This is a genomic window from Mycobacterium sp. MS1601 (genome assembly GCF_001984215.1).
Classification (GTDB): Bacteria; Actinomycetota; Actinomycetes; order Mycobacteriales; family Mycobacteriaceae; genus Mycobacterium.
Genome location: NZ_CP019420.1, coordinates 4,565,020 through 4,591,158 on the forward strand (window position 1 = coordinate 4,565,020; position 26,139 = coordinate 4,591,158).

General features: G+C 64.1%; 25 protein-coding genes and 1 pseudogene. 12 read left to right on the forward strand and 14 right to left on the reverse strand.

Annotated elements, in window-relative coordinates:
* The first annotated feature begins 58 nt into the window (after positions 1 to 58).
* The 5 genes from BVC93_RS22055 (at position 59) to BVC93_RS22075 (ending at position 5,593) form a co-directional block, all read left to right on the forward strand.
* On the forward strand, positions 59 to 1,120 hold the full coding sequence (locus BVC93_RS22055) for an autoinducer 2 ABC transporter substrate-binding protein (protein WP_083739326.1): 1,062 nt from the start codon (positions 59 to 61) through the stop codon (positions 1,118 to 1,120).
* Between the two features lie 67 nt (positions 1,121 to 1,187).
* Positions 1,188 to 2,699 carry a sugar ABC transporter ATP-binding protein gene (locus BVC93_RS22060; RefSeq protein ID WP_083739327.1) on the forward strand — a complete coding sequence of 504 codons (1,512 nt, stop codon included), beginning with the start codon at positions 1,188 to 1,190 and terminating at the stop codon, positions 2,697 to 2,699.
* Complete coding sequence (locus tag BVC93_RS22065; protein WP_083739328.1) at positions 2,696 to 3,718, forward strand: ABC transporter permease; 1,023 nt, start codon at positions 2,696 to 2,698, stop codon at positions 3,716 to 3,718. The genes BVC93_RS22060 and BVC93_RS22065 overlap by 4 nt, the downstream gene beginning before the upstream one ends.
* Positions 3,715 to 4,800, forward strand: coding sequence for an ABC transporter permease (locus tag BVC93_RS22070; protein ID WP_197687515.1), 1,086 nt, complete (start codon positions 3,715 to 3,717; stop codon positions 4,798 to 4,800). Before BVC93_RS22065 ends, BVC93_RS22070 begins: the two co-directional genes overlap by 4 nt.
* 25 nt (positions 4,801 to 4,825) lie before the next feature.
* Positions 4,826 to 5,593, forward strand: coding sequence for an SDR family NAD(P)-dependent oxidoreductase (locus BVC93_RS22075; protein ID WP_083739329.1), 768 nt, complete (start codon positions 4,826 to 4,828; stop codon positions 5,591 to 5,593).
* Here BVC93_RS22075 and BVC93_RS22080 read toward each other — a convergent pair.
* From BVC93_RS22080 to BVC93_RS22115, 8 genes are read right to left on the reverse strand one after another with little or no spacing between them, the layout of a single operon-like run.
* Positions 5,587 to 5,967, reverse strand: coding sequence for a thioesterase family protein (locus BVC93_RS22080; protein ID WP_236950070.1), 381 nt, complete (start codon positions 5,965 to 5,967; stop codon positions 5,587 to 5,589). The genes BVC93_RS22075 and BVC93_RS22080 overlap by 7 nt on opposite strands.
* Positions 5,968 to 5,997: 30 nt before the next feature.
* A complete protein-coding gene (locus tag BVC93_RS22085) occupies positions 5,998 to 6,846 on the reverse strand; it encodes a substrate-binding periplasmic protein (RefSeq protein ID WP_083739330.1) in 849 nt (282 codons plus the stop codon).
* Positions 6,847 to 6,881: 35 nt separating this feature from the next.
* A complete protein-coding gene (locus tag BVC93_RS22090; protein ID WP_083739331.1) occupies positions 6,882 to 7,532 on the reverse strand; it encodes an amino acid ABC transporter permease in 651 nt (216 codons plus the stop codon).
* The gene (locus BVC93_RS22095) at positions 7,532 to 8,182 is read right to left on the reverse strand and encodes an amino acid ABC transporter permease (protein WP_192860063.1); all 651 of its coding nucleotides are present in this window, start codon (positions 8,180 to 8,182) and stop codon (positions 7,532 to 7,534) included. The genes BVC93_RS22090 and BVC93_RS22095 overlap by 1 nt, the downstream gene beginning before the upstream one ends.
* Positions 8,179 to 8,946, reverse strand: coding sequence for an amino acid ABC transporter ATP-binding protein (locus tag BVC93_RS22100; RefSeq protein ID WP_083741237.1), 768 nt, complete (start codon positions 8,944 to 8,946; stop codon positions 8,179 to 8,181). Before BVC93_RS22100 ends, BVC93_RS22095 begins: the two co-directional genes overlap by 4 nt.
* Positions 8,947 to 8,999: 53 nt before the next feature.
* Positions 9,000 to 9,689 (reverse strand): HAD family hydrolase, encoded by a 690-nt coding sequence (locus tag BVC93_RS22105; protein ID WP_083739333.1) that lies wholly within the window; start codon positions 9,687 to 9,689, stop codon positions 9,000 to 9,002.
* A 34-nt stretch (positions 9,690 to 9,723) separates the two neighbouring features.
* On the reverse strand, positions 9,724 to 10,506 hold the full coding sequence (locus tag BVC93_RS22110; protein ID WP_083739334.1) for an enoyl-CoA hydratase/isomerase family protein: 783 nt from the start codon (positions 10,504 to 10,506) through the stop codon (positions 9,724 to 9,726).
* Positions 10,507 to 10,513: 7 nt separating this feature from the next.
* Positions 10,514 to 12,052: a class I adenylate-forming enzyme family protein gene (locus BVC93_RS22115; RefSeq protein WP_083739335.1), complete on the reverse strand. Its 1,539-nt coding sequence runs from the start codon at positions 12,050 to 12,052 to the stop codon at positions 10,514 to 10,516.
* Between the two features lie 308 nt (positions 12,053 to 12,360).
* On the opposite strand from BVC93_RS22115, the gene BVC93_RS22120 reads away from it, so the two are divergent.
* Positions 12,361 to 13,005, forward strand: a complete 645-nt coding sequence (locus tag BVC93_RS22120; RefSeq protein WP_083739336.1) for a GntR family transcriptional regulator — start codon at positions 12,361 to 12,363, stop codon at positions 13,003 to 13,005.
* Positions 13,006 to 13,034: 29 nt separating this feature from the next.
* Here BVC93_RS22120 and BVC93_RS22125 read toward each other — a convergent pair whose 3' ends face one another.
* Positions 13,035 to 13,547, reverse strand: a complete 513-nt coding sequence (locus tag BVC93_RS22125) for an Lrp/AsnC family transcriptional regulator (RefSeq protein WP_083741238.1) — start codon at positions 13,545 to 13,547, stop codon at positions 13,035 to 13,037.
* 174 nt (positions 13,548 to 13,721) lie between these two features.
* On the opposite strand from BVC93_RS22125, the gene BVC93_RS22130 reads away from it, so the two are divergent.
* Positions 13,722 to 17,231, forward strand: a complete 3,510-nt coding sequence (locus tag BVC93_RS22130) for an indolepyruvate ferredoxin oxidoreductase family protein (protein WP_083739337.1) — start codon at positions 13,722 to 13,724, stop codon at positions 17,229 to 17,231.
* A gap of 18 nt (positions 17,232 to 17,249) precedes the next feature.
* Here BVC93_RS22130 and BVC93_RS22135 read toward each other — a convergent pair whose 3' ends face one another.
* Together BVC93_RS22135 and BVC93_RS22140 are read right to left on the reverse strand one after the other, a co-directional pair.
* Entirely contained in the window at positions 17,250 to 17,594 is a 345-nt protein-coding gene (locus tag BVC93_RS22135) for a hypothetical protein (RefSeq protein WP_083739338.1), read from the reverse strand.
* Positions 17,595 to 17,639: 45 nt separating this feature from the next.
* Positions 17,640 to 18,520, reverse strand: a pseudogene (locus tag BVC93_RS22140) (universal stress protein).
* Between the two features lie 289 nt (positions 18,521 to 18,809).
* Here BVC93_RS22140 and BVC93_RS22145 point away from each other — a divergent pair.
* Genes BVC93_RS22145 through BVC93_RS22155 form a run of 3 tightly spaced genes read left to right on the forward strand, consistent with a single transcriptional unit; the run spans position 18,810 to position 21,858 of the window.
* The gene (locus BVC93_RS22145; RefSeq protein WP_192860064.1) at positions 18,810 to 20,087 is read left to right on the forward strand and encodes an MFS transporter; all 1,278 of its coding nucleotides are present in this window, start codon (positions 18,810 to 18,812) and stop codon (positions 20,085 to 20,087) included.
* Positions 20,084 to 20,986 carry an NmrA family NAD(P)-binding protein gene (locus tag BVC93_RS22150; RefSeq protein ID WP_083739340.1) on the forward strand — a complete coding sequence of 301 codons (903 nt, stop codon included), beginning with the start codon at positions 20,084 to 20,086 and terminating at the stop codon, positions 20,984 to 20,986. The genes BVC93_RS22145 and BVC93_RS22150 overlap by 4 nt, the downstream gene beginning before the upstream one ends.
* Positions 20,983 to 21,858 (forward strand): LLM class F420-dependent oxidoreductase, encoded by an 876-nt coding sequence (locus BVC93_RS22155; protein WP_083739341.1) that lies wholly within the window; start codon positions 20,983 to 20,985, stop codon positions 21,856 to 21,858. Before BVC93_RS22150 ends, BVC93_RS22155 begins: the two co-directional genes overlap by 4 nt.
* Positions 21,859 to 21,861: 3 nt before the next feature.
* Here BVC93_RS22155 and BVC93_RS22160 read toward each other — a convergent pair whose 3' ends face one another.
* On the reverse strand, positions 21,862 to 22,485 hold the full coding sequence (locus BVC93_RS22160; protein ID WP_236950071.1) for a TetR/AcrR family transcriptional regulator: 624 nt from the start codon (positions 22,483 to 22,485) through the stop codon (positions 21,862 to 21,864).
* Between the two features lie 342 nt (positions 22,486 to 22,827).
* Between BVC93_RS22160 and BVC93_RS22165 the strand changes: the two genes are divergently transcribed.
* Together BVC93_RS22165 and BVC93_RS22170 are read left to right on the forward strand one after the other, a co-directional pair.
* Positions 22,828 to 23,427 (forward strand): class I SAM-dependent methyltransferase, encoded by a 600-nt coding sequence (locus BVC93_RS22165; RefSeq protein ID WP_083739342.1) that lies wholly within the window; start codon positions 22,828 to 22,830, stop codon positions 23,425 to 23,427.
* 297 nt (positions 23,428 to 23,724) lie between these two features.
* Positions 23,725 to 24,528: an SDR family oxidoreductase gene (locus BVC93_RS22170; protein ID WP_236950477.1), complete on the forward strand. Its 804-nt coding sequence runs from the start codon at positions 23,725 to 23,727 to the stop codon at positions 24,526 to 24,528.
* 38 nt (positions 24,529 to 24,566) lie between these two features.
* Here the strand turns inward: BVC93_RS22170 and BVC93_RS22175 are convergent, their stop codons facing one another.
* Positions 24,567 to 25,190 (reverse strand): hypothetical protein, encoded by a 624-nt coding sequence (locus tag BVC93_RS22175; protein WP_083739343.1) that lies wholly within the window; start codon positions 25,188 to 25,190, stop codon positions 24,567 to 24,569.
* A 98-nt stretch (positions 25,191 to 25,288) separates the two neighbouring features.
* Positions 25,289 to 26,125 (reverse strand): universal stress protein, encoded by an 837-nt coding sequence (locus BVC93_RS22180; RefSeq protein ID WP_083739344.1) that lies wholly within the window; start codon positions 26,123 to 26,125, stop codon positions 25,289 to 25,291.
* Positions 26,126 to 26,139: the final 14 nt, after the last annotated feature.

The following is a 26,139-nucleotide window of genomic DNA, read 5'->3' on the forward strand; positions in this document are numbered from 1 at the left end:
AGTCGGCGTCGATGCGGCGCGGACACGTGATTCTCACCCCGGGCCGAAGGAAGAATCGATGGCGATTTCCCAGCGTGTCGTCGGAGTGATCAGCGTGGCGTTGGCCGCAGCGATGATCACCGGCGGGTGTACAAAGAAGAACGAAGAGGCCGCTCCGGCCACCACGGGAGGCGGCAGCGCCGAGCAGAGCCAGGGTGCGTCCGGCGAGGCGATCAAGGTCGCGTTCGTGCCGAAGCTGCAGGGCTCGCCCTACTTCGAGGCCATGGACTCCGGCGCCAAGAAGGCCGCCGCCGATCTCGGCAACATCGAATGGCTTTACCAGGGACCCACGTCCGCCGATGCCGCCGCACAGGCGCAGATCGTGCGTTCCTTCATCCAGCAGAACGTCGACGTCCTCGTGGTCGCCCCCAACGATCCCGACTCCATGGCGCCGCTGATGAAAGAGGCGCAGGACGCCGGCATCAACGTGCTGACCGCCGACACCGACGCGCCGAACTCGGTGCGCGAGGCGTTTGTCAACCAGGCCACCGCTGAAGGTATCGGCACCACCACCGCCGAGACGCTGATGCAGGCGATGGGCGGAACGGGCAAGTGGGCCATTGTGTCCTGCGGTGAGACCGCCGAGAACCTGAACTCCTGGATCGAGGTCGAAAAGGCCTACGTCGCGGAAAAGTACCCCGAGGCTGAACTCGTGGACGTGGTGTACTCCGGTGAAGACCAAGCCCGCGGCACGCAGATGTCCACCGACCTGATGAGCGCACATCCCGACCTCAAGGGCCTGATCGGGCAGTGCACCACCTCGGCTGTCGGTGTCGCCCAGGCGGTCAAGGACGCCGGCAAGATCGGGCAGGTGTTCACCGTCGGCGTCGGTACCCCGAAGTCGATGGCGCCGTACCTGGAAGACGGGTCCTCCTCGGGCTCGATCCTGTGGAACGTGGAGAACCTTGGCTACCTGACTGTGTGGGCCGGCCAGCAGGTGGCCTCCGGCACCCCGTTCGAGGCCGACAACAAGGTCAGCGACGACCTGCCCGACGTGAAGTGGGACGAGGCCAGCAAGACGTTGATCCTCGGTGACCCCCTGCTGATCACCACCGAGAACGTCGGCGAGTTCGACTACTGATCCGCCTTCGGTTGGGCGGCGCGCGGAAACGCGCGTCGCCCAATTGATCTCAATCTTTGGAGAGTTCATGGCGCAGCAGCCTCGACTGACCCTCACCGGTGTCGTCAAGAGCTACGGCGCGGTCAAGGCCATCAGGCATGCCGACTTCGAGGTCCAGCCCGGGCAAGTGCACGCGCTGGTGGGGGAGAACGGTGCCGGCAAGTCCACGCTCATCAAGATCATCTCCGGTGCCACCACACCTGATGCCGGAGCGGTGACCTACAACGGTGAATCGGTGACCATCACCTCGACCGTCGACGCCATCAACCTCGGCATCGCCACGGTGTACCAGGAGCCCCAGCTGTTCAGCGAGCTCACCGTCGCCGAGAACATCTTCATGGGCCGCGAGATCGTCACCCGCGGTCGTGTCGATTGGGCTGCGCAGAACGAACAGGTGGTCACGCTCCTCGAATCCCTGGACCTGCCGGCCAAACTCGCCACTGCCGTCGTCGGCAGCCTGTCGGTGGCCACGCAGCAGCAGGTGTCGATCGCCAAGGCGCTGGCCGGGGACGCCGGGGTCCTGATCCTCGATGAGCCGTCGGCCATCCTGACCGACGCCGAGATCGAGGTGCTGTTCGGCATCATCGCCCGGCTGGCCAAGGACGGCGTGGCCATCATCTACATCTCCCACCGCCTCGACGAGGTGGTCAAGATCGCCGACCAGGTGACCGTCATGCGTGACGGCGCCACCATCGGCACCTATCCGATGGCCGACATGACGGTGCGTCGTATCGCCGAACTCATGGTAGGTGAAGCGCTTTCGGAGCAGGCCGGACCACGTACCACACCGAAAGGTGAGCCGGTGCTGGAACTGAAGTCACTGGCCCGCGCCGGATCTTTCCAGGATGTCTCGTTGGTGCTGCGCTCCGGTGAGATCCTGGGGCTCTACGGCCTGGTGGGTTCCGGCGTCGCCGAGATCGCCGAGTGCATCTACGGATTGGCGAAGACCAGCGGCGGCGAGATCGTGGTCGAAGGACGCCCGGTGGCTCCGCGCTCACCGCGGGAAGCCGCGCGAACGGGCATCGCGCTGTTGCCGGCGAACCGCAAAACCGAGGGCATGTTCTCCTTCCAGTCCATCGCGTTCAACGTCTCGATCGGCCACCTGCAAAGGCTCTCGCTAGGACGGGCATTCGTCGACCGGAGCAAGGAGCGCAGCGTGGTCAAGGATCTGATGAAACGGCTCGCCGTCCGCGCCTCCGACGAAAACCAAGCTGTCGGAACACTATCCGGCGGCAATGCGCAGAAGGTGATGCTGGCCCGCCAGCTTGTCGAGCGGCCCAAACTGCTGCTGCTGGCCGAGCCCACCCAGGGTGTGGACATCGGCGCCAAGGAAGAGATACACCGCATCATCACCGAACTCGCCGACAATGGCACCGCGGTCCTGGTGGTCACCTCCGACCTGCAGGAGGCACTGCGCATCGCCGATCGGCTGCTGGTGGTGCGGGCCGGCACCATCACCGCGGAGTTCGGCCCCGACGCCCGGCAGGCCGACGTGCTGGCGGCAGCCGCGGGGGACCGGGAAGGGTCGGCGACTGCATGAGCACCACACTCGACCCCAACGCCGCCCCCACCGCGGCGCCCGTCAAGACCCGAGGGCGGGTGCTGCCGTCACCGGTGACACCGGCCGAGATCGCGCTGATCGCCGTCCTGGTGGCGCTGTGGATTGCACTGGCCTTCGCGACGCCGGCCTTCCTGAGCGCAGGCTCGATCATCCCGCTGCTGGTCGAAGTCGCACCGGTCGCGTTGATCGGCATCGGCATGACGTTTGTGATCATCACCGGCGGCATCGACGTCTCCGTCGCCGGAGCCATCATGGTGTGCTCGGTGATCACCGCCAAACTGATGCGCGACGCGGCGCTACCGGTGTGGTGGTGTCTGGTCGTGGCGCTCGGGACCGGCGCGGTGCTGGGCCTGGTCAACGGCGCACTCATCGCCTACGGACGAGTGCACGCCATCATCATCACCTTCGGCACCGCCAACCTGTTCCTGTTCGTGGGGCTGCAGATCTTCGGCTCCACTCCCGTCGCCGGCATGCCGAACACGTTGGCGTGGTTCGGTCGTGGGATCGACGGCCGCACACTGGGAGTGCCCAACAGCTTCGCCATCACCGTGATCCTGACCGCCATTGCGTGGTGGTATCTGCGGCACACACCCGGCGGACGGCACTTCTTCGCCGTCGGCGGTGATCCGGTGGCCGCGCGGTTGGCCGGCATCAGAGTGCAGCGCCGTATCCTCATGGCCTACGTGATCACCGGTCTGCTCGTCGGCCTCGCGTCGATCTTCACCCTGGCCAAGGGCACCTCCAATCTGGATCAGTCGGTGGGATCGGGTCAGGAACTCGCGGTGATTGCTGCGGTGGTCATCGGCGGCACGTCGATCATGGGTGGACGTGGCTCGGTACTCGGTACCCTGCTGGGGGCACTGCTGGTACAGACCGTCAAATCCGGTGTCACACAGCTTGGTTGGCCTTCACAGCTGTCCGACCTGTTCGTCGGCATCTTCATCGTCATCGCCGTCGGAACCGACTTGCTCCGTCGACGTGCCAGGAGGGAATCGTGACCGCCGACACCGCGGCGCCGCCCGCTGCTGAAAAACCGGCCGGGCGCAGCCGGGCCGACCGGATTCTCGAGGCTGTCCTGACCCAGCGCATCGTGTTGTTGGGTATCCTCATCGTGATCGTCGTCGGCTGGCTGATGTATCTGAGCGCCAACGGTTATCTCAGCGGTGACTACGACTTCGACTACATGTCGGCGGTGTTGATCGACGCCGTACCTCTGGCGATGCTGGCCTTCGCACAGCTGGTGGTCATTGTGTCCGGCCGAGGCGGAATCGACCTGTCCGTCGGTGCCATGGTGTCTCTGGTGGGCATGATCTTCGGATTCGCCTACGGCCAGTGGGGATGGCCACTGCCGATCGCGGTGCTGCTCGCCATCGCCGTCGGTGCGCTGCTGGGTGCCGTCAACGGATTCCTGGTGGCCCGCATCGGTTTTCCCGCACTGATTGCGACACTGGCCACCTATTACGCGTACAAGTCCATCGCCATGGTGATCAACGGGCAGAAGCCGATAAACAGCCCGCAGATCCAGGATCTGTACTCCCTCACCAGTTCGGTCGAGGTCCCGGTGATCGGGGCGTACATCCCCGACGTGCCGTTGGGCGTGTTCACCTTCCTGATCCCGGTACTGCTGGTGCTGTGGCTGGCGCTGGGACGGGGGACCTACGGGCGGCGGCTCTACGCCGTTGGCACCAACGACGTCGCGGCGCGCTGGGCCGGGGTCGACGTGGCGGCCACGCGGATGCGGGCCTACGTGACATCCGGGGTGCTGTCCGGACTGGTCGCGGTATACATCACCGCGCAATTCGCCTCCGCGCGACCCGATGCCGGCACCGCGGGCAACGGGCTGGCACTGCCCGCAATCACCATCGCCGTGCTCGGCGGTGTCGCGATCACCGGCGGTATCGGGCGCATTGCCGGTGTGCTGCTGGCCACACTGCTGATCGTGTGGCTGAACGCGGGCATCATCTTGTACTTCTCGGGCAACACCGGAACCCAGTTCCAACTGCTCGCGCTGGGTGTGGTCCTGATCTTGGCCGCCCTGCTCAACGGATTGACCACTCGAAGGTTCCGCGGTGGCGACTGAGCCGCCTGTTCGAAACGGAGAAATAGTGACTGTTCTTGATGCCTTCTCGCTGGCCGGGAAGCGCGCCCTGGTGACCGGTGGTAACCGCGGCCTCGGATTTGCCTTCGTGCGGGGCCTGGCCGAGGCCGGCGCCGACGTCGTCTTCGTCTCCCGCGACGTCGACCGCAACGCCGCCGCCATCGCCGAGTTGGCCGACGAGGGGCTGAAAGTCCAAGCGTTCGAGGTGGACGTCACCGCCGACGAGGGGCCGGCCGCGGCCATCGAGGGTGCGGTGGAACGGCTCGGTGGGCTGGACCTGTTGCTCAACAACGCGGGTCTGGCCATCCACCAGCCCGCTCTTGACATCTCCGACGACGACTGGGACCTGGTGTTCAACGTCAACACCCGGTCGTTGTGGCGGCTCAGCAAGCGCGCCGGTGCCTACATGATGGAGCACGGCGGCGGCAACATCCTCAACATCGGATCGATCAGCTCGATCATCGTCAACCGCCCGCAGTGGCAAGCGTCCTACAACGCTTCCAAGGCGGCGGTGCACCAGCTGACGAAATCACTGGCTGCCGAGTGGGCGCCGTACAACATCCGCGTCAACGCGCTGGCCCCCGGCTACGTGAAAACCGAGATGGCCCCGGTGGACCGGCCGGAGTTCCGTCAGCACTGGATCGAGGACGCCCCGATGAAGCGCTACGCGATGCCCGACGAGATCGCACCGACGGTGGTGTACATGGCCTCCGACGCGTCGGCGTTCATGACGGGATCGGTCGTGGTGATCGACGGGGGTTACACCGTCTACTGAGACGCGGCAAGCGCTGTGTCGATGACGGAACGTTGCACGACGGCACGGGTGTGCCTGACCTGAGCAACGACCTGCCCGCCGGCGTCGACGACCTCGACGGTGAACGACGCTTTCCTGCCGCGGCGGTCCTCCAGTGTCGCGCGTGCGGTGAGCATGGCACCCACGGGTGATGGCCGGTCGTGGCTGAGCTCGACCCCGGCGCCCACGGTGATCTCGTCGCGGGCCAACTGCGGCGCCAGAACACTGTGGCAGACCAACTCGGCCATCGACAGGATGAACGGCGTGGAAGCTGCCGCCGGGAACTCGGGCCCCCACGCAGCGGCGGTATCCTGATGGCCGACTGTGCGGCTCAATTCCGCTGTCTTCTTGGACAAATCGTGTTCCTTTCGTGGGGTGTGTACACGTCAGCCGATCAGCTGAAGTGGGCCGGGTTCGGCGGCTGAGGGATCAACACCGTTGGCTTTGAGGATCTCGGCGATGGTGCCGTTGTCGCGCAGCGTGACAATGTTGTCCGAGACTGCGGTGAAGAGTTCCGGGTTGTCTTTCGACATCGGAAAGCACACCTGGCCCGGGGCCTCACTGGAAGCCACCCGTGGATCCGGCGCCGGTCGCTCGATGTCCCAGTCGGTGCTCTTCTGCTCCTTGGCGAAGGATGCAGTGCCGATGGAATCGATCGCGGAGTCCAGTCGTCCTGATTCGAGATCGTTGTACACCGCGGTGGGATTGGGATAGATCTTCAGATTCGGCCCGAAGACCCCTTGCAGTTCTTCATTCCACATGTAGCCGTCGACCGTGCCGACGGTTCGCCCCTGCAACTCGTCGAACGTGGTGGCCCCGTCGTTGGAGACGATGACGATCTGATCACTGAACACCGGACCCGCCAGGGACAGCACCTCCGCGCGCGCCGCGGTGCAGTACCAGTCGCCGGCAGAAATGTCGGTGCGCCCGTTCTGCGTTGCCGGAATGACCGATGCGGTGTCCAGTGGTTGCGATGACAGGCGCAGGCACTCCATGTCGGCGACGTTGTGCAGGATCTCACCCTCGATCCCGGAAATCGAGGTGCCTTCGACGACGAGGAAGGGAGGGAAATTGTAGGTGGCCACCGTGAGAGTTCCGGGGGTGACGGTGCGAATGCCGGGATGCGCCGGGGTGCATTCGGAAGCGGATCCGGTGTCATCGGTGGACGATCCGCACGCTGTGAGCGCTGCGAGTAGGGACACCGTTGCCGCCGTGATGAGAAGTTGGGAGCGCATGGACGGAATGCCTTTCGTGGTAGTGGGTCGATGGGTCAAGCGTGTTGGCGATGCAGCACCTTCTCGAGCCTTTCCGTGGCCAGGCTCGCCGAGATGGTGACCAAGGCGTAGAGCGCGCCGGCGATGATGAAGAGATTGAAGTAGTGGAAGGTGTTGTTGGCGATGGACTTTGCTTGAGACGTCAGCTCGGGCACGGCAATGACGAACGCCAGCGACGTGGCTTGGAACATCAGGATGCAGAAGCCGAGAAGCGGTGGCAGGGAGATCCGGATGCCTTGCGGGATCACGACGTCACGTAGGACGTGGACGCTGCTCATTCCCAGAGCCTGACCGGCCTCGACCTCCCCGCGCGGGACTGCCTGCAGGCCGGCACGCATGATCTCACTGGTGTATGCCGCGGTCGTGAGCGCCAACGCGATGGTGGCGCACACGAACGCTGTCAGAGTCACCGGAATGCCGTTGTAGACGATCTGCAGTAGTACCAGAACTGGAGTGCCGCGGCCGATTTCGATGACAGTGATCACCAGCGAGCGCACTGCCTTTCGTTGTGACGATGCGCCCACCGCCAGTGACAATCCTCCTGGCAGACCCAGAAGCAGAGCCATGAACGTCAAACGCAGACTGGTCCACAGACCGGCCAACAGCTGGTCGTGGTGGGTCACCCAGTCATTCCAGATGTCAGTCATCACGCCACCCTTTCCATCATGCGGGACTCGAGCCGGCGGGCCGCCCACGCCGAGGGGAAAGTCAGTGCTACGTAATAGACACCGGCCACGAAGAACGGTGTGACCGAGCTGGTGTTGCTGGAGACGGTGGTGGCGTAGTAGGTGATCTCGAAGACACCGATGGTGGACGCCAGGGAGGAGTCCTTCAACAGACCGATGGCGTACGACGCGGACGCCGGAATGGCGACGCGGACCATCTGTGGCGCGACGATCCGCGAGGCCGTGTCAACCTGGGACATGCCCAGCGCTCGGCTTGCTTCGAACTGACCGTGGTTCACCGCACGCAGAGCGCCCCGGTAGATCTCGGCCATGTAGGCCGCCGACACCAACCCGATGGCCAGCACGGCGGAGCGCCACGACGTGAACACCGAACCGAGTGCGGGATTGAACTGGGTCGGGCCGTTGTAGATCAGGAACAACCATATGATCAACGGGACGCCTCGGGCCAACTCGATGAAGACCCGCGCCGCGGAACGCAGGACCCAGAAGCGGGTGATGCGCAGCACCATCAGGGGTAGTCCGAGAATGGCGCCGATCGCAAAGCCCACCACCGTGAGCTGAAGCGTGGCCACCACGCCCTGCGCGACGATCAACCAGGTATCGATGTTCACCGTCGGTCCAGGACGGCCCGTAGGAACTCGCGGGTGCGAGGACGACTCGGTGATGCGAAGATGTCGTGCGGTGTGCCCTCTTCGAGGATTCCGCCCTCGGCCATCACCACCAGGTGGTCACTGACATCGCGGGCGAACTGCATCTCATGGGTCACCACCACCATCGTCATTCCGTCGGCGGCGAGTTCTCGCATGACGTGAAGCACCTCCAGACCTACCTCGGGGTCCAGCGCCGAGGTCGGCTCGTCGAACAACATGACCTTGGGATCCAGTGCCAACGCGCGGGCGATCGCGATCCGTTGTTGCTGTCCGCCGGAGCATCGTCCCGGATACTGAGTTGCCTTGTCGGCCAGTCCCACTCGCTTCAGCAGGACATTGGCCCGCTCCTCGGCTTCCTCGCGGCTGCGGCCGAGGACCCGCTGCTGGGGGAGTGTGACATTGCGCAACACGGTCATGTGGGGGAAGAGATTGAACGACTGGAACACCATCCCAACGCGGGATCGCAAGGCCGCCAACTCTTTTGCCCTGATAGTGTGGTCGACATGGATGGTGACCCCGTCCACCGTGACAGTGCCCGAGGAGGGACGCTCCAGGAGGTTGATGCAGCGCAGCAGGGTGCTCTTTCCCGCTCCACTCGGACCGATCAAGGCAACCACCTGGCCGGTGTCGACCGACAGCGAGACGTTGTTCAACACGATGTGGTCCCCGAATCGCTTCTCGACGGTGTCCAGGACGATCGCGGTTGGCGACTGCTCGCTGGCCATCTCACTCACCTTCGTAGCGCGGCGACCAGCGAAGCGGTGCGGGATGGACATCGCTACAGCCCGCGCACGGTGGCCGGCAGGGCGGCGAGGTCGGCGATGGTAGCCGTCACGCTGCTCTGTCCGCTGTTGCTCAGGTGGATCCACTCGTTGTCCTGGGGATCGGCGGAACGGTGCACGAAGATGGTGCGGAATCCGCGGCGGTGTGCGGGTTCGCAGTCGTGCCACACGCTGTTGCCGATGTGAATCCAGTCGGCGGGCGCGGGGTTGTGCCGGGTCAGGAATTCGTCGAACAGCCCGTCACCGGGTTTGTAGCTCTGCACTTCCTCGGCGGTGATGACTTCGTCGAAGACCACCGGAAGTGGCCCGGCGACGGTTTGCGCGAACATGTCCACATCGGTGTTGGTCAGGATGCCGAGCTTGTATCCGTCGTCCTGTAACTGCTGGAGCGCGGGAACTGAGTCCGCGAACGCCGGCCAGGTCGGTAGGGTATCGGCGAGGATGCTGAAACGATTGTTGGCCAACGCGATTCCGGTCTTCTCGCTGGCGCGGCGCAATCCCTCGGTCAGGATGGTGCGGTAGTTTCGAAACGGTGGTTCGGCTTCGATCTCCGGTTCGCACGCGTAGTACGCGTCGATCAGTTCGGCTGATCTGCCAGGTGCGACGCTCTCCAGCGCCGCGGTCATCCCGGTTCTCCAGTCGATGATGGTGCCATAGCAGTCGAATGTCAGCCAGCGGTCGGCCATGGTGGTGTTCCTTCCTGGTGGTGTGGGGCTGAGGTCATGCCGGTTCGGAGCCGGCGGAGCGATCCCTGAATGCGTTCATGAGGGCCACCGACTCGGGATGGAAGTGCGCGACTCGAACTTCCTCCAGTTCGGACTCCAGGGATTTGGTGAACGACTGGTCGAGTCCGCGCCGCAGCGCCTCCTTCACGGTGGCGATGGCATGTGGAGGACGGGAGGCCAGTTTGGCGGCGAGCTCTTGGACTGCGATGTCGAGCTGCTCGGGTTCGACGACGCGGCTGACCATCCCCATCGAATGTGCCTGGGAAGCCGAGATCTGCTCGCCGAGCAACACGAATTCCGAAGCTTTGATGCGACCGATGGTGCGTGCCAACAGAAACGAGGTGCCACCCCCCATGCCTGTACCGATCAGCACCTCGGGAAGGCTGAACCGGGCCTCACTGCTGGCCACGATGAAATCGCAGGCCAGCGCAATTTCGCAACCGGCGCCCACCGCGAGTCCATTGATGGCCGCAATCACAGGGATCGGTAGCGAGGTGAGGGTGGCGGCGAGGCGTTGCTGTGCCTGGATCTGACGTAGGCCACCGTCGTCGCGAACTTCCTTGAGGTCGAAACCGGCGCAGAACGCACGTCCGGTGCCGGTGAGGATCGCAGCTCGCCGACCGTCGGAGTGTGCACGCGTCAGCGCGGATATCAGTGCGTCCACCAGGGTTTCAGACAGTGCGTTGAGGCGGTGCGGCCGGTTGAGCCGCAGAATGGCGACGGTGTCTTGCACTGCGGTGGTGACGACCAGTTCCTCGTCGTTGTTCGGGTGGCTCATGGTTCTCCTAGAGGCTGGGTGCCGCGGCGATGTTCTTCAGGGCGCGTTTGTCCACCTTGCCGATGGCAAGCCGGGGGAGTTCCGAGCAGAGCTCGAACCGCTTCGGGATCTTGTAGTTGGCGAGGCGGCCGCGCAGGAAACTGCGGAGAGCGTCAACGTCGAGTTCGGACTTGTTGTGCGGGATCACAAAGGCGACACCGACTTCGGAGTACAGGTCGTCGGCGACGCTCACGACTGCCGCCGATGAGACCTGGGGATGCGCCTCGAGTGCGATCTCGATTTCGCGTGGGTAGACGTTGTACCCACCCGACTTGAACATATCGGTGAGTCTGCCGGCCAACCGGATGCGACCGTCGCGGTCCATGCGGCCGACATCGCCGGTGTGTAACCAGCCGTCGGCGTCGATGGCCTCTGCGGTGGCGTCAGGTCGATTCAGATAGCCCAACATGACGAACGGTCCACGAGTCTGGATCTCGCCCTCCTCGTCGACACCGCACTGCTCACCATCGGATCGCGCGATGCGCACCTCATATCGTGCGTCGGGCCGGCCGACCGTGTCGGCCAGTGCGTCGATGTCATCGTCGTCGTCGGTGTAGATGATCGATCCGACGGTCTCGGTCATGCCGTAGCTTGTGCACACCACGGGGACGCGCTTTTGCAACTCGAGGATGAGCTCACGAGATGCGGCGGCTCCACCCCAGATGACGCGCTTGAGGCTGGACAGATCTGCTGTTGCCCATTCGGGTGCTCCGATCACCAGAAGGAACATCGTGGGGATGGCCAACCAGTACTCGATGCGTTCGCGGGCGATGACGTCCAAGACCCCCGAACGATCGAATCTCTCCATGTAATGCACTGTGCCCCCGGCAACGACCACGGAACTGCTGATGTCCCCGAGACAGCCGATGTGATTGATGGGGAGGTCGCACAGCATCCGCGGCCGTTCCTGATACCAGCGCTCGGCCTGGATGACTGAACACTGCACCAGGCCACGGTGAGGCAGGAGCGCGCCTTTGGGGCGCCCTGATGTGCCGGACGTGTAGACGAGGACAGCGGGGTCTTCACTGGCCACGGCGGCTTCGGCACGCTGAAGCGCCTCAGCCTCCAGGGTCTGGCCCGCCTGAAGAAATGATGTCCAGCTGTGGCCCGGGGTGATGACCGGACTGGTCGAATGAACCCGCTCGCGTAGCGATTCCAGGGTTTGGCGATAGCCCTCGGTGAGCCCCATGAGAACTTTCGGCCGAGAGTCGCCCACCACGTGGTCCAACTCGGCGGGGGTGTACTTCGGGTTCAGCCCCTGCCACACAGCTCCTATCCTGGCCGCGGCCAGGAAGGTCACGTAGAACTCGGGCCGGGGGTTGCCCAGGACGGCGACTCGATCGCCACGCTGCACCCCTGCGGCGAGAAAGGCACGCGCCAGCGCCGCGGACTGTTCTTGAACCTGGATACGGGTGAGTCGGATCTCGGCGTGGGTCAGCATTTCGTGATCCGGATGCAGCTGCGCCCAGTAGTGGCAATAGTCGCTGATGCGCGCCAGATCAGGCATGCGCAGGGGCGTGGGTGACAAATCAGCTCGCGAGAATGTTGACACAATATCAATGTGACATGGAATACTGTGGCGGTCAAGCGGTGGCGGAAAGTTGTCCCGAGGCGGGCTTCATTACCAAGAGTGGGGAAGGGAAGGAGCGAAAGACTCTGGTAGAAAATATTTTTCGATGCGGGCCTCCTTGGGTTCAGGGACGGAATCTCGGGGCGGCGTTCCTCGGTGGCAGGGGGCGCCCTTGCCCGATGTTGATACAATTCTCGACGGTCTGTTGCCTGTGCAGATCGGCGATCGACTGAAGGAGTCGGCGAGTGTCAGATCCTTTGGGCCGTGTTTCGACGGTGGATGCGCTGGTGACATCGATCCGACAGCGTGTTCTCTCCGGAGACTTCGGTCCGGGTAGCAAGCTGCAAGAAGTGCCGCTGGCGCAGAGCTACGGCGTCGGGCGTTACTCGCTTCGGGGCGCGCTGCGGGTACTCACCGACGAAGGACTGCTGAGGTACGAGCAGAATCGCGGTGTCTTCGTGCCGTCACTGGCTCGCGATGACGTCGCAGATCTGTTCAAGTTCCGGGCCGCCCTGGAGATCGAGGCTGCGCGACTGGCCATCCGTGCCGGGGCGTCGTTGGCGGATGCGGAGAAGATGGTCGAGCAACTCGAAGCGATGACCGGTGACGAGTCATGGGCGGAGACCATCGCCGTCGACCTGGGTTTCCACCGCGAAGTTGTTCGCGCAGGGGGGAGTTCGCGACTGTTGAGGGCGTACGTAGCCATGTCCTCGGAGTTACAGCTGATCCTTGCCCGCAGCAGGCAGCACTACGAAGACCCCAAACGAATCGGCCGCGAACACCGCGAGATTCTCAATGCTTTGGCCAGTGGCGACCTCATGGTCGCCGAGAAGGCGCTGCGATACCATCTCGAGGTGGCAGTAGCCGAACTGTTGACACTGTTCGACTGACAGCCACCCATACTTCCTGTGGCTCTTGGCTATTCGGTCACGCGAGGAGGCGGGGTGGACCGTCCCCAGCCGGCGTCCTGGGTGAAATGGTCGAGTAGCGGCAGGATGCGGTAGGCCAGCGGTACGGTCAGCGACAGTGACGTGTTCGAGTGTGCCACACCAGAAATAGACACCACTCGCTCGATCAGTCGTTGGAGTTCGGAGTGTGTGCGCGTGGCGACGCGGATCAGCAGGTCCGCTTGGCCGGTGGTTGCGTGAATCTCCATCACCTCCGGTATGGCAGTCAAAGACCGTACCACCGACTGCAGTTCGCCCTGGACCAGCTCCAAGGTGATGAACGCCTGAACCGCGACTCCTGCCGCCGCGAGATCGACCTCCGGACGGAAACCGGCCACCAGTCCGCTCTCGCGAAGGCGCGTGAGGCGGGTCTGGACGGTGTTCCGCGCGACGCCCAGTTCGTTCGACAACTCCATCACACCCAGGCGCGCATCACGGCTCAGTAGCCGAATCAACTGGACGTCGAGCCGATCCAAGGTGAGCATGGTGTTGACCTCCGCCAATCTGTGCGACGCGCAGCTGACCACAGTGATCAGTTGTTGTCAGCTCTGTTGACTGATGTGACGAGCTTGGGCAGCGTGAGCCTTACACGAGGGTATCGCGATCAGCCTCGAGATGCTTTCAGCCTCCTGTGAATTCAGTGAAGGGACCACAACCACATGACAGGCACCAGCCAGTTGCGCGCGCCCCACGTAGCCCAGTCGACTTTGGCGCAACGGTATCGAACTGATTCTGGGCCGGTGTTGATGACCGGTGTGCAGGCCTTGGTCCGTCAGCTTGTCGAACAACATGACCGCGACCAGCGCGAGGGGAGTCGGACAGCCACCTTTGTATCGGGGTATCAAGGGAGCCCGTTGGCCGGCTTCGACCGGCTACTCGCGTCGTCCCCCGAGGTGCTGGCGCGGCATGAGGTCCGGCTGGTTCCGGGTATGAACGAGGAGTTGGCTGCCACCTCGGTGTGGGGCAGCCAACTCGAGCTTCCCAGCGCAGCACGACGGTACGACGGAGTGGTCGGCGTCTGGTACGGCAAGGGTCCGGGTTTGGATCGTGCCAGCGACGCCATGCGGCACGGGGCGATGTACGGGGCGCATCCCCGTGGTGGGGTACTGGTGCTGGTAGGAGACGATCCTGCGGCCAAATCATCGAGCGTTCCCTGTGCCAGTGAGCGATCCCTGGCTGCGCTGTCGATGCCAATCCTGTTCCCCCGCAACGCCGAAGAGATCGTGGCGTTCGGTCTTTACGGGGTGGCATTGTCCCGGGCGTCGGGATGCTGGGTGTCTATGAAGCTGATCGCAGACGTTGCCGATGGATTGTGGACTCTGGAGCGAGACTTCGCCGACCTCGAAATCAACGTGCCGGCCCTGGAATGGGACGGTCGACCGTGGGAGTATCGGCAGCGGGTGCTCGCAGCCCCTCCGGACAGCCTGCTTGCCGAGGCAGACCTGTACGGGCCCCGCTGGGCGATGGTGGAAGCGTTCGCCACCGCCAACAGTATTGATTGCATCGAGATCGATCCTGCTGCAGCATGGCTGGGAATCGTGGCAGTGGGCTCAGCCTACGACAGCGTCCGCGAAGCCCTTCACCTTCTGGGATTCGACGAAGAAGCACTGTTGTCCAATGGTATTCGAATACTCAGAGTGGGCATGCCCTACCCGCTGTGTGTGGACAGAGTTCGGACACTCGCGCGTGGGGTGCAGAAGGTGCTGGTGGTCGAAGACAAATCGTCATTTGTCGAAGGCCAGGTCAAAGAGGCATTGTTCGCCCTCGATGCCCGCCCAGAGGTTCTGGGTAAGCGGGATACGCATGGCCGCCGACTGGTTCCACCGGACGGCGAACTCACCGCCGCGCGTTTGGAGGCGTCACTCCGCACCGTTCTTGGTCATCGAGTTCCACCTGCCTCGGTGGTGCGCCAGTCGATTTCTCTGACGGCCCTGCCCACCAAGCGAACGGCCTACTTCTGTTCCGGCTGCCCCCACAACCGCTCGACCGCAGTCCCGGAGGGGTCGTTGGCAGCAGGTGGTATCGGATGCCACACGCTCGTCACGATGTCTGCGCGCACGGACAGTCAGGTCACCGGGCTGACCCAGATGGGCGGTGAAGGTGCCCAATGGATCGGACAGGCGCCGTTCACCGATGTCGACCACATTTTCCAGAACGTCGGAGACGGAACATATTTTCACTCCGGCCAGTTGGCGGTTCAGGCTTGTGTGGCTGCAGGCGTGAACATCACCTACAAGATCCTCTACAACGACGTGGTTGCGATGACCGGAGCGCAAGAAGCCGAGGCGGGTTTGAGTGTTCCCGCACTGACGCACAAACTGGCCGCGGAGGGGGTTGCCGAGATCATTGTGTGCGCGGACGAGCCGGATCGACACCGGCACAGCAGTTTTGCCAGTGGAGTCAAACTGTGGGATCGCAGTCGCCTCGACGAGGCGCAGCGCCGGCTGCGTTCGACCAAGGGGGTGACGGTCTTGATCTACGACCAGCACTGTGCCGCAGATGCCAGGCGTCAGCGTAAACGCGGCAGCCTGCCGCGACGCCCCACCCGGGTGTTCATCAATGAGGCGGTTTGCGAAGGGTGCGGTGATTGCGGCGTCAAGAGCAACTGTTTGTCGGTTCAACCCGTGGACACCGAGTTCGGTCGCAAGACCAGGATCGACCAAACTACCTGCAACACCGACTATTCGTGTCTCGACGGGCAGTGCCCGTCATTCGTCACCATCGACGAGCCCGCAGAGGCCCGATCATCGAAGACAACGTGGCCCGTGGCGCCCGAGGCGCCGTCGCCGCTGCTGCCGAGGATCGCTCGCTCACACGACATCTTTCTGGCGGGAATCGGCGGCACTGGCATCGTCACGGTCAACCAGATCCTCGGTATGGCGGCACTGCGGGCCGGACTGCAGGTCGAGGGCCTCGATCAGACGGGGTTGAGCCAGAAGGCCGGACCTGTGACGTCCCATCTGCGGATCAGTAGCGAACCATTAAAATCCACCAACAGGGTGACTCCCGGTACCGCCGATGTGGTGCTGGCCTTTGATCTGCTGACTGCTGCCGATTCGAAGTACGTGGGCGTTGGTGATCCGTCCACCACGGTGACCATCGCATCCGTCAGCAGAACCCCGACCGGGGACATGGTGTACGACCCGGCCGTTGCCTACCCGACAGATGAGTCTCTCCTCGAACGGTTGAGCCAGGGGTGCAGGTCGATGGTGACTCTCGACGCTCTCGCTGCCGCTCAGACATTGTTCGGGAACACCAGTTGCGCCAACCTTCTGGTCGTCGGCGCTGCTTTCCAGGCCGGCGCGCTCCCGATGTCCGCAGCGTCCATCGAAGAAGCCATCGAGATCAACGGCATCGCAGTCGAGGCCAACAAGGCGGCCTTCCGATGGGGCCGCGCCGCTGTCGCGGACCCACAGTCCTACCGCAGCGCCACCACGGTGCAACGTAGGCAATGGCGCAGCGACATCCATGTACCCGACGCAGTGCTGTCAGGAATCACCGTGAACGGAGAAACCGGAGACTTGTTACGCCGCCGCGCCGCTCAATTGACGGCGTACCAGAGTTCGGACCACGCCCGGGCTTACGCGATTGCCATCCAGAAAGTCTGGGACGCTGAACGGGCACTCGGATCGCGCACGGAGTTCAGCTCTGCCGCCGCGCGGGGCCTTCATCGGTTACTTGCCTACAAAGATGAGTACGAAGTCGCACGGATGCTGACGGATCCGGCGTTCATCGACGCGGTCCGCGCCGAAGTGCCCGGGGGTGCCAAGATGACCTATCGCCTACACCCGCCGCTGCTGCAAGCGCTGGGGCGACGCCGAAAGATCGGGTTCACACCCAGGACGCACTTCGTACTCCGTCTGCTGGCGCAGGGAAAGGCATTGCGGGGTACACGCCTCGACGTATTTGGTTACACCAAAATGCGTAAGCTGGAGCGTGCCCTGGCAGCGCACTACTCGGAATTGCTGGTAGAACTCACGGAGAATCTTTCGGAGCGTACCTACGGCCGAGCAGTCGACGTGGCCGGTGCCGCGGATCTGGTGCGCGGGTACGAAGAGGTCAAGCTGCGCACTGTGATGACCTACGTCAGCCGACTCGACGACTTGGGCGTGGATACCGCAGCCTTGCGGGCCTTCCTCCCGGAAACTGCAGGACAAGCACACGACTGATTGAAAAACGATTGTCGGTCAGCGAACCAGCTTCTGCCCCAGCTCCTTTCCCTTGGCGCTCAGGTACAGCTCGATGCATTCCTCCCAGCCGCCCCGTTCGGCGAACCTGTCGACGTAGACGGACGTGATCTCCGCGATGGCCTCATCGAGCGGCATCAGCCACTGGTGGTAGCCGAAGGATGCGGGGCTACCTATCTGAAACAGCTGCTGACCCACCAGAAACCGGATCATCTCCAGTGTGCGCTGTTGTGCCTCGTCGTTGTCCAGCAGATCGTATTCGAAGAACGCATGCAGATAGCCGAGGCTGACAGGCTGACGCAGACCCTCGACCACCAGCTCTTCGTGTTGGGTTCGGTACCTCATGCTTGGCGACGCTACGCTCGGACCCCGACAAATCCGCGGGGCTGATCAGGATGCCCGGACCACCACCACCGGCACCGACGCGCCGTTGACCACCGCGGCACTGACCGAGCCCAACAGCATGCCCGCGAACCCACCGCGGCCGTGGCTGCCGACCACCACCAGTTGTGCCTGTTCGGCCTGCTCCAGCAGTGCATGGGCAGGGCGGTCCCAGGCCACCACCCGCTCGACCTTCACATCGGGGTGGCGCTCTTGCCAACCCGCCAACCGTTCGGCCAGCACTTCGCGCGCCGCCTGTTGGTATTCGGCGTGATCGAAGGCCGGGAAGTCCAGCACGCCGGCATCGCTCCAGGCGTGCACGGCTACCAGCCCGACACCGCGCAGCGAGGCCTCATCGAAGGCCAGGGCCAACGCCTTCTCCGAGACCTCGGAACCGTCGACACCCACGACCACCTGAGCCGTTGCCGGCGTGACGGCGGTGATCTCCTCGTCGTGGATCACTACCACCGGGCAGTGCGCGTGATGCACCAGCGCAGCGCTCACCGAGCCCAGCAACGTGCGCCCCACCGCGCCCAATCCCGCGAACCCACTACCAGCATCCGCGCTTCCTTGGAACGATCCAGCAAGGCGGAAACGGCAGAACCGGTGAGCATTTCGGTGCTGATGTCGAGTTCGGGGGCGGCCTCGTCGGCGATGCGTACCGCGTCAAGAAGCACGTCCCGTCCGCGAGTTTCCATCCATTCCGACAGCCCGACGATCACCAGCGGCTCCACCACCGTCATCATCGTCGGCGGTTGGGCGATGTGCACCAACCGCAGTGGCAGCTTGTGCAGCGCCGCCTCGCGGGCAGCCCAATCGATCGCCACCTTCGATGCGGGCGATCCGTCGACTCCGACGATGACACCTTGATGCTGCTGGATGGCAGTCATCTCAATCCCTTCCCTGCGCTTGACCGGACTCCTTCAGGGTAGGAAGGGCGGGTGCCGGCCGGCAGGAGGCTTAAGTCCCTGCATCGTGGCCCTGGTGCCCTGATTTGAGCCGGGCATGACCTTGCGTAAATGAACAGTCTGTATATAGTGATAAATGGACGAACTGTTCACATCGGGTGTGCAATCACGCTTTCGAATGCCGGACCAGGTTGGACAGGCTGTGCCACAAGACTTTTCGCAGACAACGACGCGAGCGATCGATGAGACTGACAAGTCAGGACCCTTGACCATGACCTTCTCGACGGCCAAACCCGCGGTACGCCGCCTACACCCGTTCGTGCTGGGCGTTGGCTTCCTCAGTACCTACTACGTGGCCCTGCTGGGTCCGATACTCCCCGCAGTGGCCGGACCGATGGGAGGCGACGCGCTCGCCATCGGGCTGCTGTTCTCCAGTTACTCTCTGGCCCAGTTTCTCACCGCGCCGATCCTCGGTGCGCTGGGAGACCGTTACGGTCGCCGAATCGTGCTGGTCTGCAGCTTCATCGGCGCAATCACCGGGTTCGGTGTCTTCACCGTCGGGGCGGCAACAGGAGCCGGCTTGTGGATGTTGTTCCTCGGCTGGATCATTGTCGGCGCTTCCGACTGCTGGATTGCCACCGCATACTCCTATGTCGCGGACACCACCGCACCGGCCGTCCGTACCCGTTACTTTGCCTTTCTCACCGCAGCCATCGGGTCGGCCTTCATCATCGGACCTGCCACCAGTGGGCTGTTCTCGGCAACCAACCCCGTCACTCCACTGTTCGTTCTGCTGGCCCTGCTCTCGGTCGCCCTGGTGTGGGGCTGTCTGTCGATGCCGGAGAGTTTGCCCCGTGGGCGGAGGACGGCGAGTTTGCCTCTGGCGCAGATGAACCCGCTGGCGCAACTGCGTGACATTCTGGGATTCCCGCAGCTACGGCTGCTTTTGCTGAGCTATCTGTTGTTCTGGCCGGCAGTCATCGCCTTGACAGCCAACATGCCCACTCTGCTGACCGACCTGGGTGGCTGGAACACCGGGCGCATTGCTTCTGTGCTGATGATCTACGGCGTCCTGGTGGTGACGGTCCAGTTGATCTTCATACCGCTGTTGGTGCGTCGCTTCCATGAGATCCACCTGGCCATGGCCGGTGCGGCCCTGTCCGTGGTGGCCTTTGTGCTGGTCGCACTCTTTGCCGAGGCTGGATCCGCGTCGCTGATCTACCTCGCGGTGGCGCTGTTCGGTGTCGGCCAGCCGCTGGTTCAGACGAGTCTCACGTCGGCGATGTCGAAGTCGATGGACGCTCACATTCAGGGCCGAGTGCAGGGGGCAATTGCCGCGACCATGGCGATGGCTCAGGTATTGGGTCCGCTGGCGGTCGGTTGGCTGTACGGGGCCTTCGCTCCGGCAGCACCCTACTGGGTGGTCGCCTTCCAGATGGTGGTCGCGGTCGTCCTGATGATGTTGGCCAAGGCCAGGATTCCGTCGCTCACACAGGCTGCCACCGCAACCGCACCTCTGAGCACCAACCATCACGAGAGGAACTCATGATCACTGTCACCGCCCCCACCGGTACGATCGGCGCACAGGTCGTCGACCTCCTCCTCGACCGAGGCCGGCAGGTTCGTGTCGTGGTCCGCAACCCGGCGCGCCTGACGCCACGGGTGCGAGATAACGTCGACATCGTCGAGGGGTCACACAGCGACGCGGACGTCATCGCGGCGGCATTCGACGGCGCCGACACGTTGTTCTGGCTTGTTCCGCCTGATCCCCGTGCGCCCAGTGTCGAAGCTGCCTACGTCGACTTCGCCAAACCTGCGTGTGCGGCGCTGCCCGCGTCCGGCATCCAGCGGGTGGTTGGTGTCTCCGCGCTGGGACGCGGCACCCCGATGGCGGATCGTGCCGGCTACGTCACCGCCTCGCTGGCGACCGACAACCTGATCGCTTCCACCGGCGTGGCCTATCGTGCGCTGACGATGCCGTCGTTCATGGACAACCTGGTGCGGCAGGCTGAACTGATCAGCAACCGTGGAGTGTTCTTCTCGCCCATCGCCGGAGACCGCGCGATGCCCAGCTGCGCCAGCTGCGATATCGCCTCCACCGCAGTAACGTTGCTCACCGACGCTTCCTGGAACGGGGTGGCAGACGTGCCTGTGCTCGGGCCGGCTGATCTGTCCTTCGACGACATGGCTGCCGTGATGTCGCAGGTCCTGGGCCGGCCGGTGAGGTACCAGCAGATCGAGGGACCAGCATTCAAGGAGACGATGCTCGGCCACGGCATGTCCGACGCCATGGCCCAGGGAATGCTCGATATGGCCATGGCCAAGAATGCCGGCCTGGACAACGTCGAACCCCGCACTCCGGAGAACTCCACGCCGACTACCTTCCGGCAGTGGTGTATCGATGTTCTCAAACCCGCGGTGGCGCGGATCGAGGAGAATCGACCGTGAACCTCGGTATCCATCTGCCCATCTTCGAGATAGCAGGTGGCGTCGGAGCCATCGGAGGCGAGCTGGCCCGAGTGGGAACCGCCGCCGAAAGTTCCGGTATCACGTGGATATCGGTGATGGATCACTACTTTCAAATCGAGCCCATGGGCCTGCCGGCCGAATCCAACATGCTAGAGGCCTACACCACCCTCGGGTTCCTTGCGGCGCACACCACCACGGTGGAACTCGGTGCGCTGGTATCCGGAGTGACGTATCGCCACCCCGGCTTGCTGGCCAAGATCGTCTCGACACTGGATGTCCTTTCCAGCGGCAGGGCCGCGCTGGGATTGGGTGCGGCCTGGTTCGAGCGTGAACACCACGCGCTGGGCGTCCCGTTCCCGCCACTTGCGCAACGGTTCGAACAACTGGAGGAGACGCTGCACATCTGCGCCCAGATGTGGGACCCCGACAACGATGGCCCCTATGTCGGCCGGCACTACCGTCTGGCTGAGACGTTGTGCCGACCGCAACCGATCAAGCGCCCCCGGGTGCTCATCGGCGGCGGTGGTGAACGAAAAACGTTGAAACTGGTTGCGCAGTATGGCGACGCCTGCAATCTGTTCACCACCTCTGTCGATGACGTTGCGCACAAGATCGAGGTGCTGGGCAGGCACTGCGAGGAGGTGGGACGCGACTTCGCTGACATCGAAGTGACAGTGACAGCGGCGTTTCCGCGACCCGAGCCTTCAGGCAGAGACGAATTCGTCTCGCGGATGGCTGAGTACGCGAAGCTGGGCGTCGGGACGGTGATCGTCACACCCACCACCGGCAGGCCGGCGGCCTGGGTCGACGCCATGGCGCCCGCTGTGCGGCAGCTCGCCGAATTGGGTTGAGCCTCAAAACTCGCCAGGGAACAGATTGCCGATGAGCGCGTCGACGTAGGCGGTGTCCAGAGGCTCGCCGAACAGCATCACCTTGTGGTAGCACGCACCCCACAGCTGATCGGCCAGCCCTGGCAGGTCCATTTCCGGGGGTATCTGGCCGCGCTCGCGGGCCAGCCGGAACATGCGCTGCGTCAGTTCGCGTCGGGGACTTGTGTAGTTGTCGTGGAAGGCGGCGGCCAGAGACTCATCGCCATGCATCGCCCCGACGATCTCGGCGATCACCTGCCCGCGGGTGCGGGCGCCGGAACCAGGCCGCTCCATCAGTGTGTGCACGAAGGCATGCAACTGAGTCCGCAGGTCTGCCAGGAACTCGCCTGTGTCGGGAAACGCCAGAACCGGCATCACGTCGGCGTGGTAGGCCTCGAAAGCCAGAACTGCCGGGCTGGGCCACCATTTGTACAACGTCACCTTGCTGGCACCCGCCGCAGCGGCGACACGTTCGAAGGTGACCGACTTCAGGCCCTCGTCATACAGGAGTTGTGCGGCGGCGTCGAGCACCGTCTGCCGCACTTCTGACGCCGGTCTGCGGCCCCTGCCCGGGCGGTGGGCATTCTCGGCAGTCAAACGCCGCGCCACGATGTTGCTGCTCCTTCAGTCGAAGATATGAACGATTAGTATACATTCCGGTCCTGGGATAGCCGACCCGCGGATGAACTGCCGCAGTGTCACGAAAAGGCCGCCGGACAGTGGGGGACCGACCATCCCTGGATGACAGCGTCCTGGCAGGACGGCTGAGCGGACGTCATGGTGGGCAGAGGGAACGAAAGGGAACCACCAGATGCGCGAACCTGCCGACGGCCTAGTGAATGTGCGAGCGGTTTTGTCGCCCGCTTCAACCAACGTGAAACCTGCCGAGCGGCAGCCACAGTGACTGCAGAGCCGACTGGTGTCCTGCCGAATCGGCGGTGCGACAGTGACATGTCGGCCTTCATCCGTGCCGTTGTGCGAAACCCTCAACGCGTCGGCGCGGTGACGCCGAGTTCGGCGCACCTGGCTGCCCAACTCGCCTCCGTCGTCCCCGACGGCGGCACTCCGGTGGTGGTCGAGCTCGGTCCCGGCACCGGCGCGGTGAGTTCGGCCATCGCTGAAAGACTGCCCAGTGGCGGCCGACATCTCGCCGTGGAACTCGATCCATCATTGGCTTGGTATGTCGCCCGTCGGCACCCGAGTGTCGAAGTCGTCAACGGTGACGCCCGTGAGCTGACCGGACTGCTGGCATCCCGCGGTGTCGCCACAGCGGCGTCGGTGGTCAGCGGGCTGCCATGGTCGCTGTTCGACCCCGCGACACAACGCCTGATCCTGCAGCAGATCGCGCACGTTCTCGGTGAGGACGGTGTGTTCACCACATTTGCCTACGTCCACGCGGCGCCGTTGCGCGGAGCGCGCGAGTTCCGTCGCATCTTGACTGAGATGTTCGGCGACGTTCGGATCGGCCGGGTGGTGTGGCGCAACATCCCCCCGGCGTACACCTACCGCTGCAGCACCGGAACGCCGCACAGCGCTTCGAGTTTGGCGTAGCCGAGGGGGGTGGCCGATTCGGCGGTGCACACCGTCGGGGCGGATGTTCGTCCGATGGTGCAGGATTTGACACTGAAGCTCCACTTCGCGTCGCAACCCCGAGTGCGCCTGCGCTTTCCGCAGAGAGGTTCGGTGGCGGCCAGTCAGTACCGCCGGCAGAAAACCTGTGGTCGACAACACGCGATTGGTATTGGCTTCACGGGTCCGATCAAGTGTGGAGGAAGGTCAAGTGTGGAGGAAGGCGTAGTGGTGACGAGGGCACATGACGAAGTACTGGTTGTGATCGGTGTAGGCGGAATGGGAGACGCCATCTGCCGTCGGGTCGGGGCAGGCCGGACGATCCTGCTCGCCGACGTCGACGTCGAGTTGCTGAACCGCGTTTCTCGGTCACTGACCGATGACGGCTTCGCCGTGACGGCAGAGCGGGTCGACGTGTCCTCTCGTGATTCGGTGGCCAGTCTCGCCAGGCGGGCATCCACGTTGGGGGAGGTGCGCGCGGTGGTGCACACCGCGGGGGTGTCGCCGGTCCAGGCATCGGTGAAGACGATCCTCGGCGTCGACCTCGCCGGCGTGGCCTACTCACTCGATGAATTCGGCGCAGTCATCGCCCGTGGCGGAGCGGGTGTCTTCATCGCCAGCATGGCAGGCAGCTTCACCTCCAGGAATTTGTCGCCAGAAGTCGAGTTAGCCCTGGCAGCTACACCGTCGGACCGCCTTCTGGATCTGCCTTTCCTGCAGCCCGGTGCCCTCGATAGTTCCCAGGCGGCTTACGGTATTGCCAAGCGTTGCAACCAACTACGAGTTCAAGCAGCCAGCGCGGCCTGGGGCGGTCGAGGTGCACGCGTCAACAGTGTCAGCCCCGGTGTGATCGCCACGTCGATGGGCCGGCAGGAACTGGCTGGGGCGGCAGAGGCGGTGATGCGTCAGCTGATCGAGAACTCGGCGACCGGCCGGGTGGGAACATCGGCAGACATCGCCGCGGCGGTCGCGTTTCTGCTCAGTTCGGAGGCGAGCTTCATCGCAGGCACAGACCTACTGGTCGACGGGGGCGCTGTTGCCGGAATGTCGGAAGCCATGGGCAAACCAGCAGCCAGCGGATGACCACCTCCGGCACCTCCGATGTGTGCTTTCGTGGCCGATCACACCAACTCGGGCACTCGTAGATGGGCGATCACCACCTCGAAGTCGTGCTCGTCGAGCACGTCAGCAGCCGAATCCTGTGTTGCTTGGGATTTGATCTGCTCGATCTCGTGCCAGTTGCGCTTGATCGCGTCCGCGCTGTCGTAGACCACCGAAGAGACAGCGCGTCCGGAGCTCCGGTCGACCATGACGCTGACGCTGCACAGCCCGTCGAGTTCTTCGAGAGCGGGCAGTGTGGACGTCCGGAACGTCTCCAGACCGGTGTCGATGTCGGCGGGATCCACCTGCACCCAGGTGACGCGTGCGCAGGCGCCGTGATCGGTTTCGTGTTCGCGGTGCACGATGGCGACTTCCCAGTGGTCGAGCTGAGGGCGGCGTCCGTGCAGGATCTCCACAGCGCGGTCACGCAGCCGCTGCACGCTGTCGGTGCTGGACCGCATCGCGTCCTCGGATTCCCAGGCCGAAGCCACGATGCAGCGGCCGGTGTTCCGGTCGGCCAGCATGGAGAGCCCGACAAATCCGTCGTACTGTTCCAGTGCGGGCATCACCGTGTCACGGACGTGTCGGATGCCGGCATCCAACGACGCTCGTTCGGCTTGGGTTGCTGTTGTGCGGGTGAACATGATCCGCCTCCTTGGAACCGGGCGGCGTCCCGACGGCGCCGCCGTCGGGATTCCATGCTCCTCCGTCACAGGCGCCAGGACAATGGGCTATCCACGGTCTATCCGCGCACCACCATCACCGGCCGCTGCGCCGCCTGTACCAGCGCTGAGCTCACCGAACCCAGCAACGCCCCGGCCACCGCCCCATAGCCGCGGCTTCCGACCACCACCAGCTGCGCGTCGTGGGAATGCTCCAGTAACCGGTGCGCGGGCTGATCCCGCACCACCACCCGTCGCACAGTCACGTCAGGGTGTTGCTCGACGAACGGAGCCAGCTGAGCGGCCAGCTCCTGGTCGGTCTGCGTCTGGACAGACTCCCAGTCCAGTCCCGGCAACTCGTAGGCACCGGGTGACCACCATGCGTGCAATACGACGAGTTCGACACCGCGGCGTGCGGCCTCGTCGAACGCCAACCCCGTGGCGGCCGTCGACCCGTCGAATCCCAGCAACACCGGGCCCTTGGCGGGGAAGTCCTGCTCGCGCACCACCACCACCGGAGCCTGCGATTGATGCAGCAGCGCCGTGCTCACCGAGCCGAGCACCGCGCGGGCGAGTGCGCCGCGCCCGTTGCTGCCGACCACCACCAACGCGGCGTCACGCGACCGCTCGATCAACGCAGGGCCCGGCGCTCCGGCCACGAACTCGGTGTTGACCTGCACGTCCGAGCCAGCCAGCGCTTCGGCGTCGTGCAGAATCCTCTGGCCCGCGTCGCGCTGCAGACCGGCGAAAGCGGTGGGTAGCGCAGCCGATGACACCCAGGTGGCCACGGCCGGCGGGACGGCCGCGTAAACAATCCGCAGCGGTGCCTGCCGTAACAGCGCCTCCGCTGCCGCCCACTGCACCGCGGCCGTGGAACAGGCCGAGCCGTCAACGCCGACAACGATTTCGGTTCCCATGCTCAAGGAACCTA

Coding starts and splice junctions, on each gene's coding strand:
- BVC93_RS22055 (WP_083739326.1), top strand. CDS start 59: ATGGCGATTTCCCAGCGTGTCGTCGGAGTGATCAGCGTGGCGTTGGCC.
- BVC93_RS22060 (WP_083739327.1), top strand. CDS start 1,188: ATGGCGCAGCAGCCTCGACTGACCCTCACCGGTGTCGTCAAGAGCTAC.
- BVC93_RS22065 (WP_083739328.1), top strand. CDS start 2,696: ATGAGCACCACACTCGACCCCAACGCCGCCCCCACCGCGGCGCCCGTC.
- BVC93_RS22085 (WP_083739330.1), bottom strand. CDS start 6,846: ATGCGCTCCCAACTTCTCATCACGGCGGCAACGGTGTCCCTACTCGCA.
- BVC93_RS22090 (WP_083739331.1), bottom strand. CDS start 7,532: ATGACTGACATCTGGAATGACTGGGTGACCCACCACGACCAGCTGTTG.
- BVC93_RS22100 (WP_083741237.1), bottom strand. CDS start 8,946: ATGGCCAGCGAGCAGTCGCCAACCGCGATCGTCCTGGACACCGTCGAG.
- BVC93_RS22105 (WP_083739333.1), bottom strand. CDS start 9,689: ATGGCCGACCGCTGGCTGACATTCGACTGCTATGGCACCATCATCGAC.
- BVC93_RS22110 (WP_083739334.1), bottom strand. CDS start 10,506: ATGAGCCACCCGAACAACGACGAGGAACTGGTCGTCACCACCGCAGTG.
- BVC93_RS22115 (WP_083739335.1), bottom strand. CDS start 12,052: ATGCCTGATCTGGCGCGCATCAGCGACTATTGCCACTACTGGGCGCAG.
- BVC93_RS22125 (WP_083741238.1), bottom strand. CDS start 13,547: ATGCTCACCTTGGATCGGCTCGACGTCCAGTTGATTCGGCTACTGAGC.
- BVC93_RS22130 (WP_083739337.1), top strand. CDS start 13,722: ATGACAGGCACCAGCCAGTTGCGCGCGCCCCACGTAGCCCAGTCGACT.
- BVC93_RS22135 (WP_083739338.1), bottom strand. CDS start 17,594: ATGAGGTACCGAACCCAACACGAAGAGCTGGTGGTCGAGGGTCTGCGT.
- BVC93_RS22145 (WP_192860064.1), top strand. CDS start 18,810: ATGACCTTCTCGACGGCCAAACCCGCGGTACGCCGCCTACACCCGTTC.
- BVC93_RS22150 (WP_083739340.1), top strand. CDS start 20,084: ATGATCACTGTCACCGCCCCCACCGGTACGATCGGCGCACAGGTCGTC.
- BVC93_RS22165 (WP_083739342.1), top strand. CDS start 22,828: ATGTCGGCCTTCATCCGTGCCGTTGTGCGAAACCCTCAACGCGTCGGC.
- BVC93_RS22170 (WP_236950477.1), top strand. CDS start 23,725: ATGGGAGACGCCATCTGCCGTCGGGTCGGGGCAGGCCGGACGATCCTG.
- BVC93_RS22175 (WP_083739343.1), bottom strand. CDS start 25,190: ATGTTCACCCGCACAACAGCAACCCAAGCCGAACGAGCGTCGTTGGAT.
- BVC93_RS22180 (WP_083739344.1), bottom strand. CDS start 26,125: ATGGGAACCGAAATCGTTGTCGGCGTTGACGGCTCGGCCTGTTCCACG.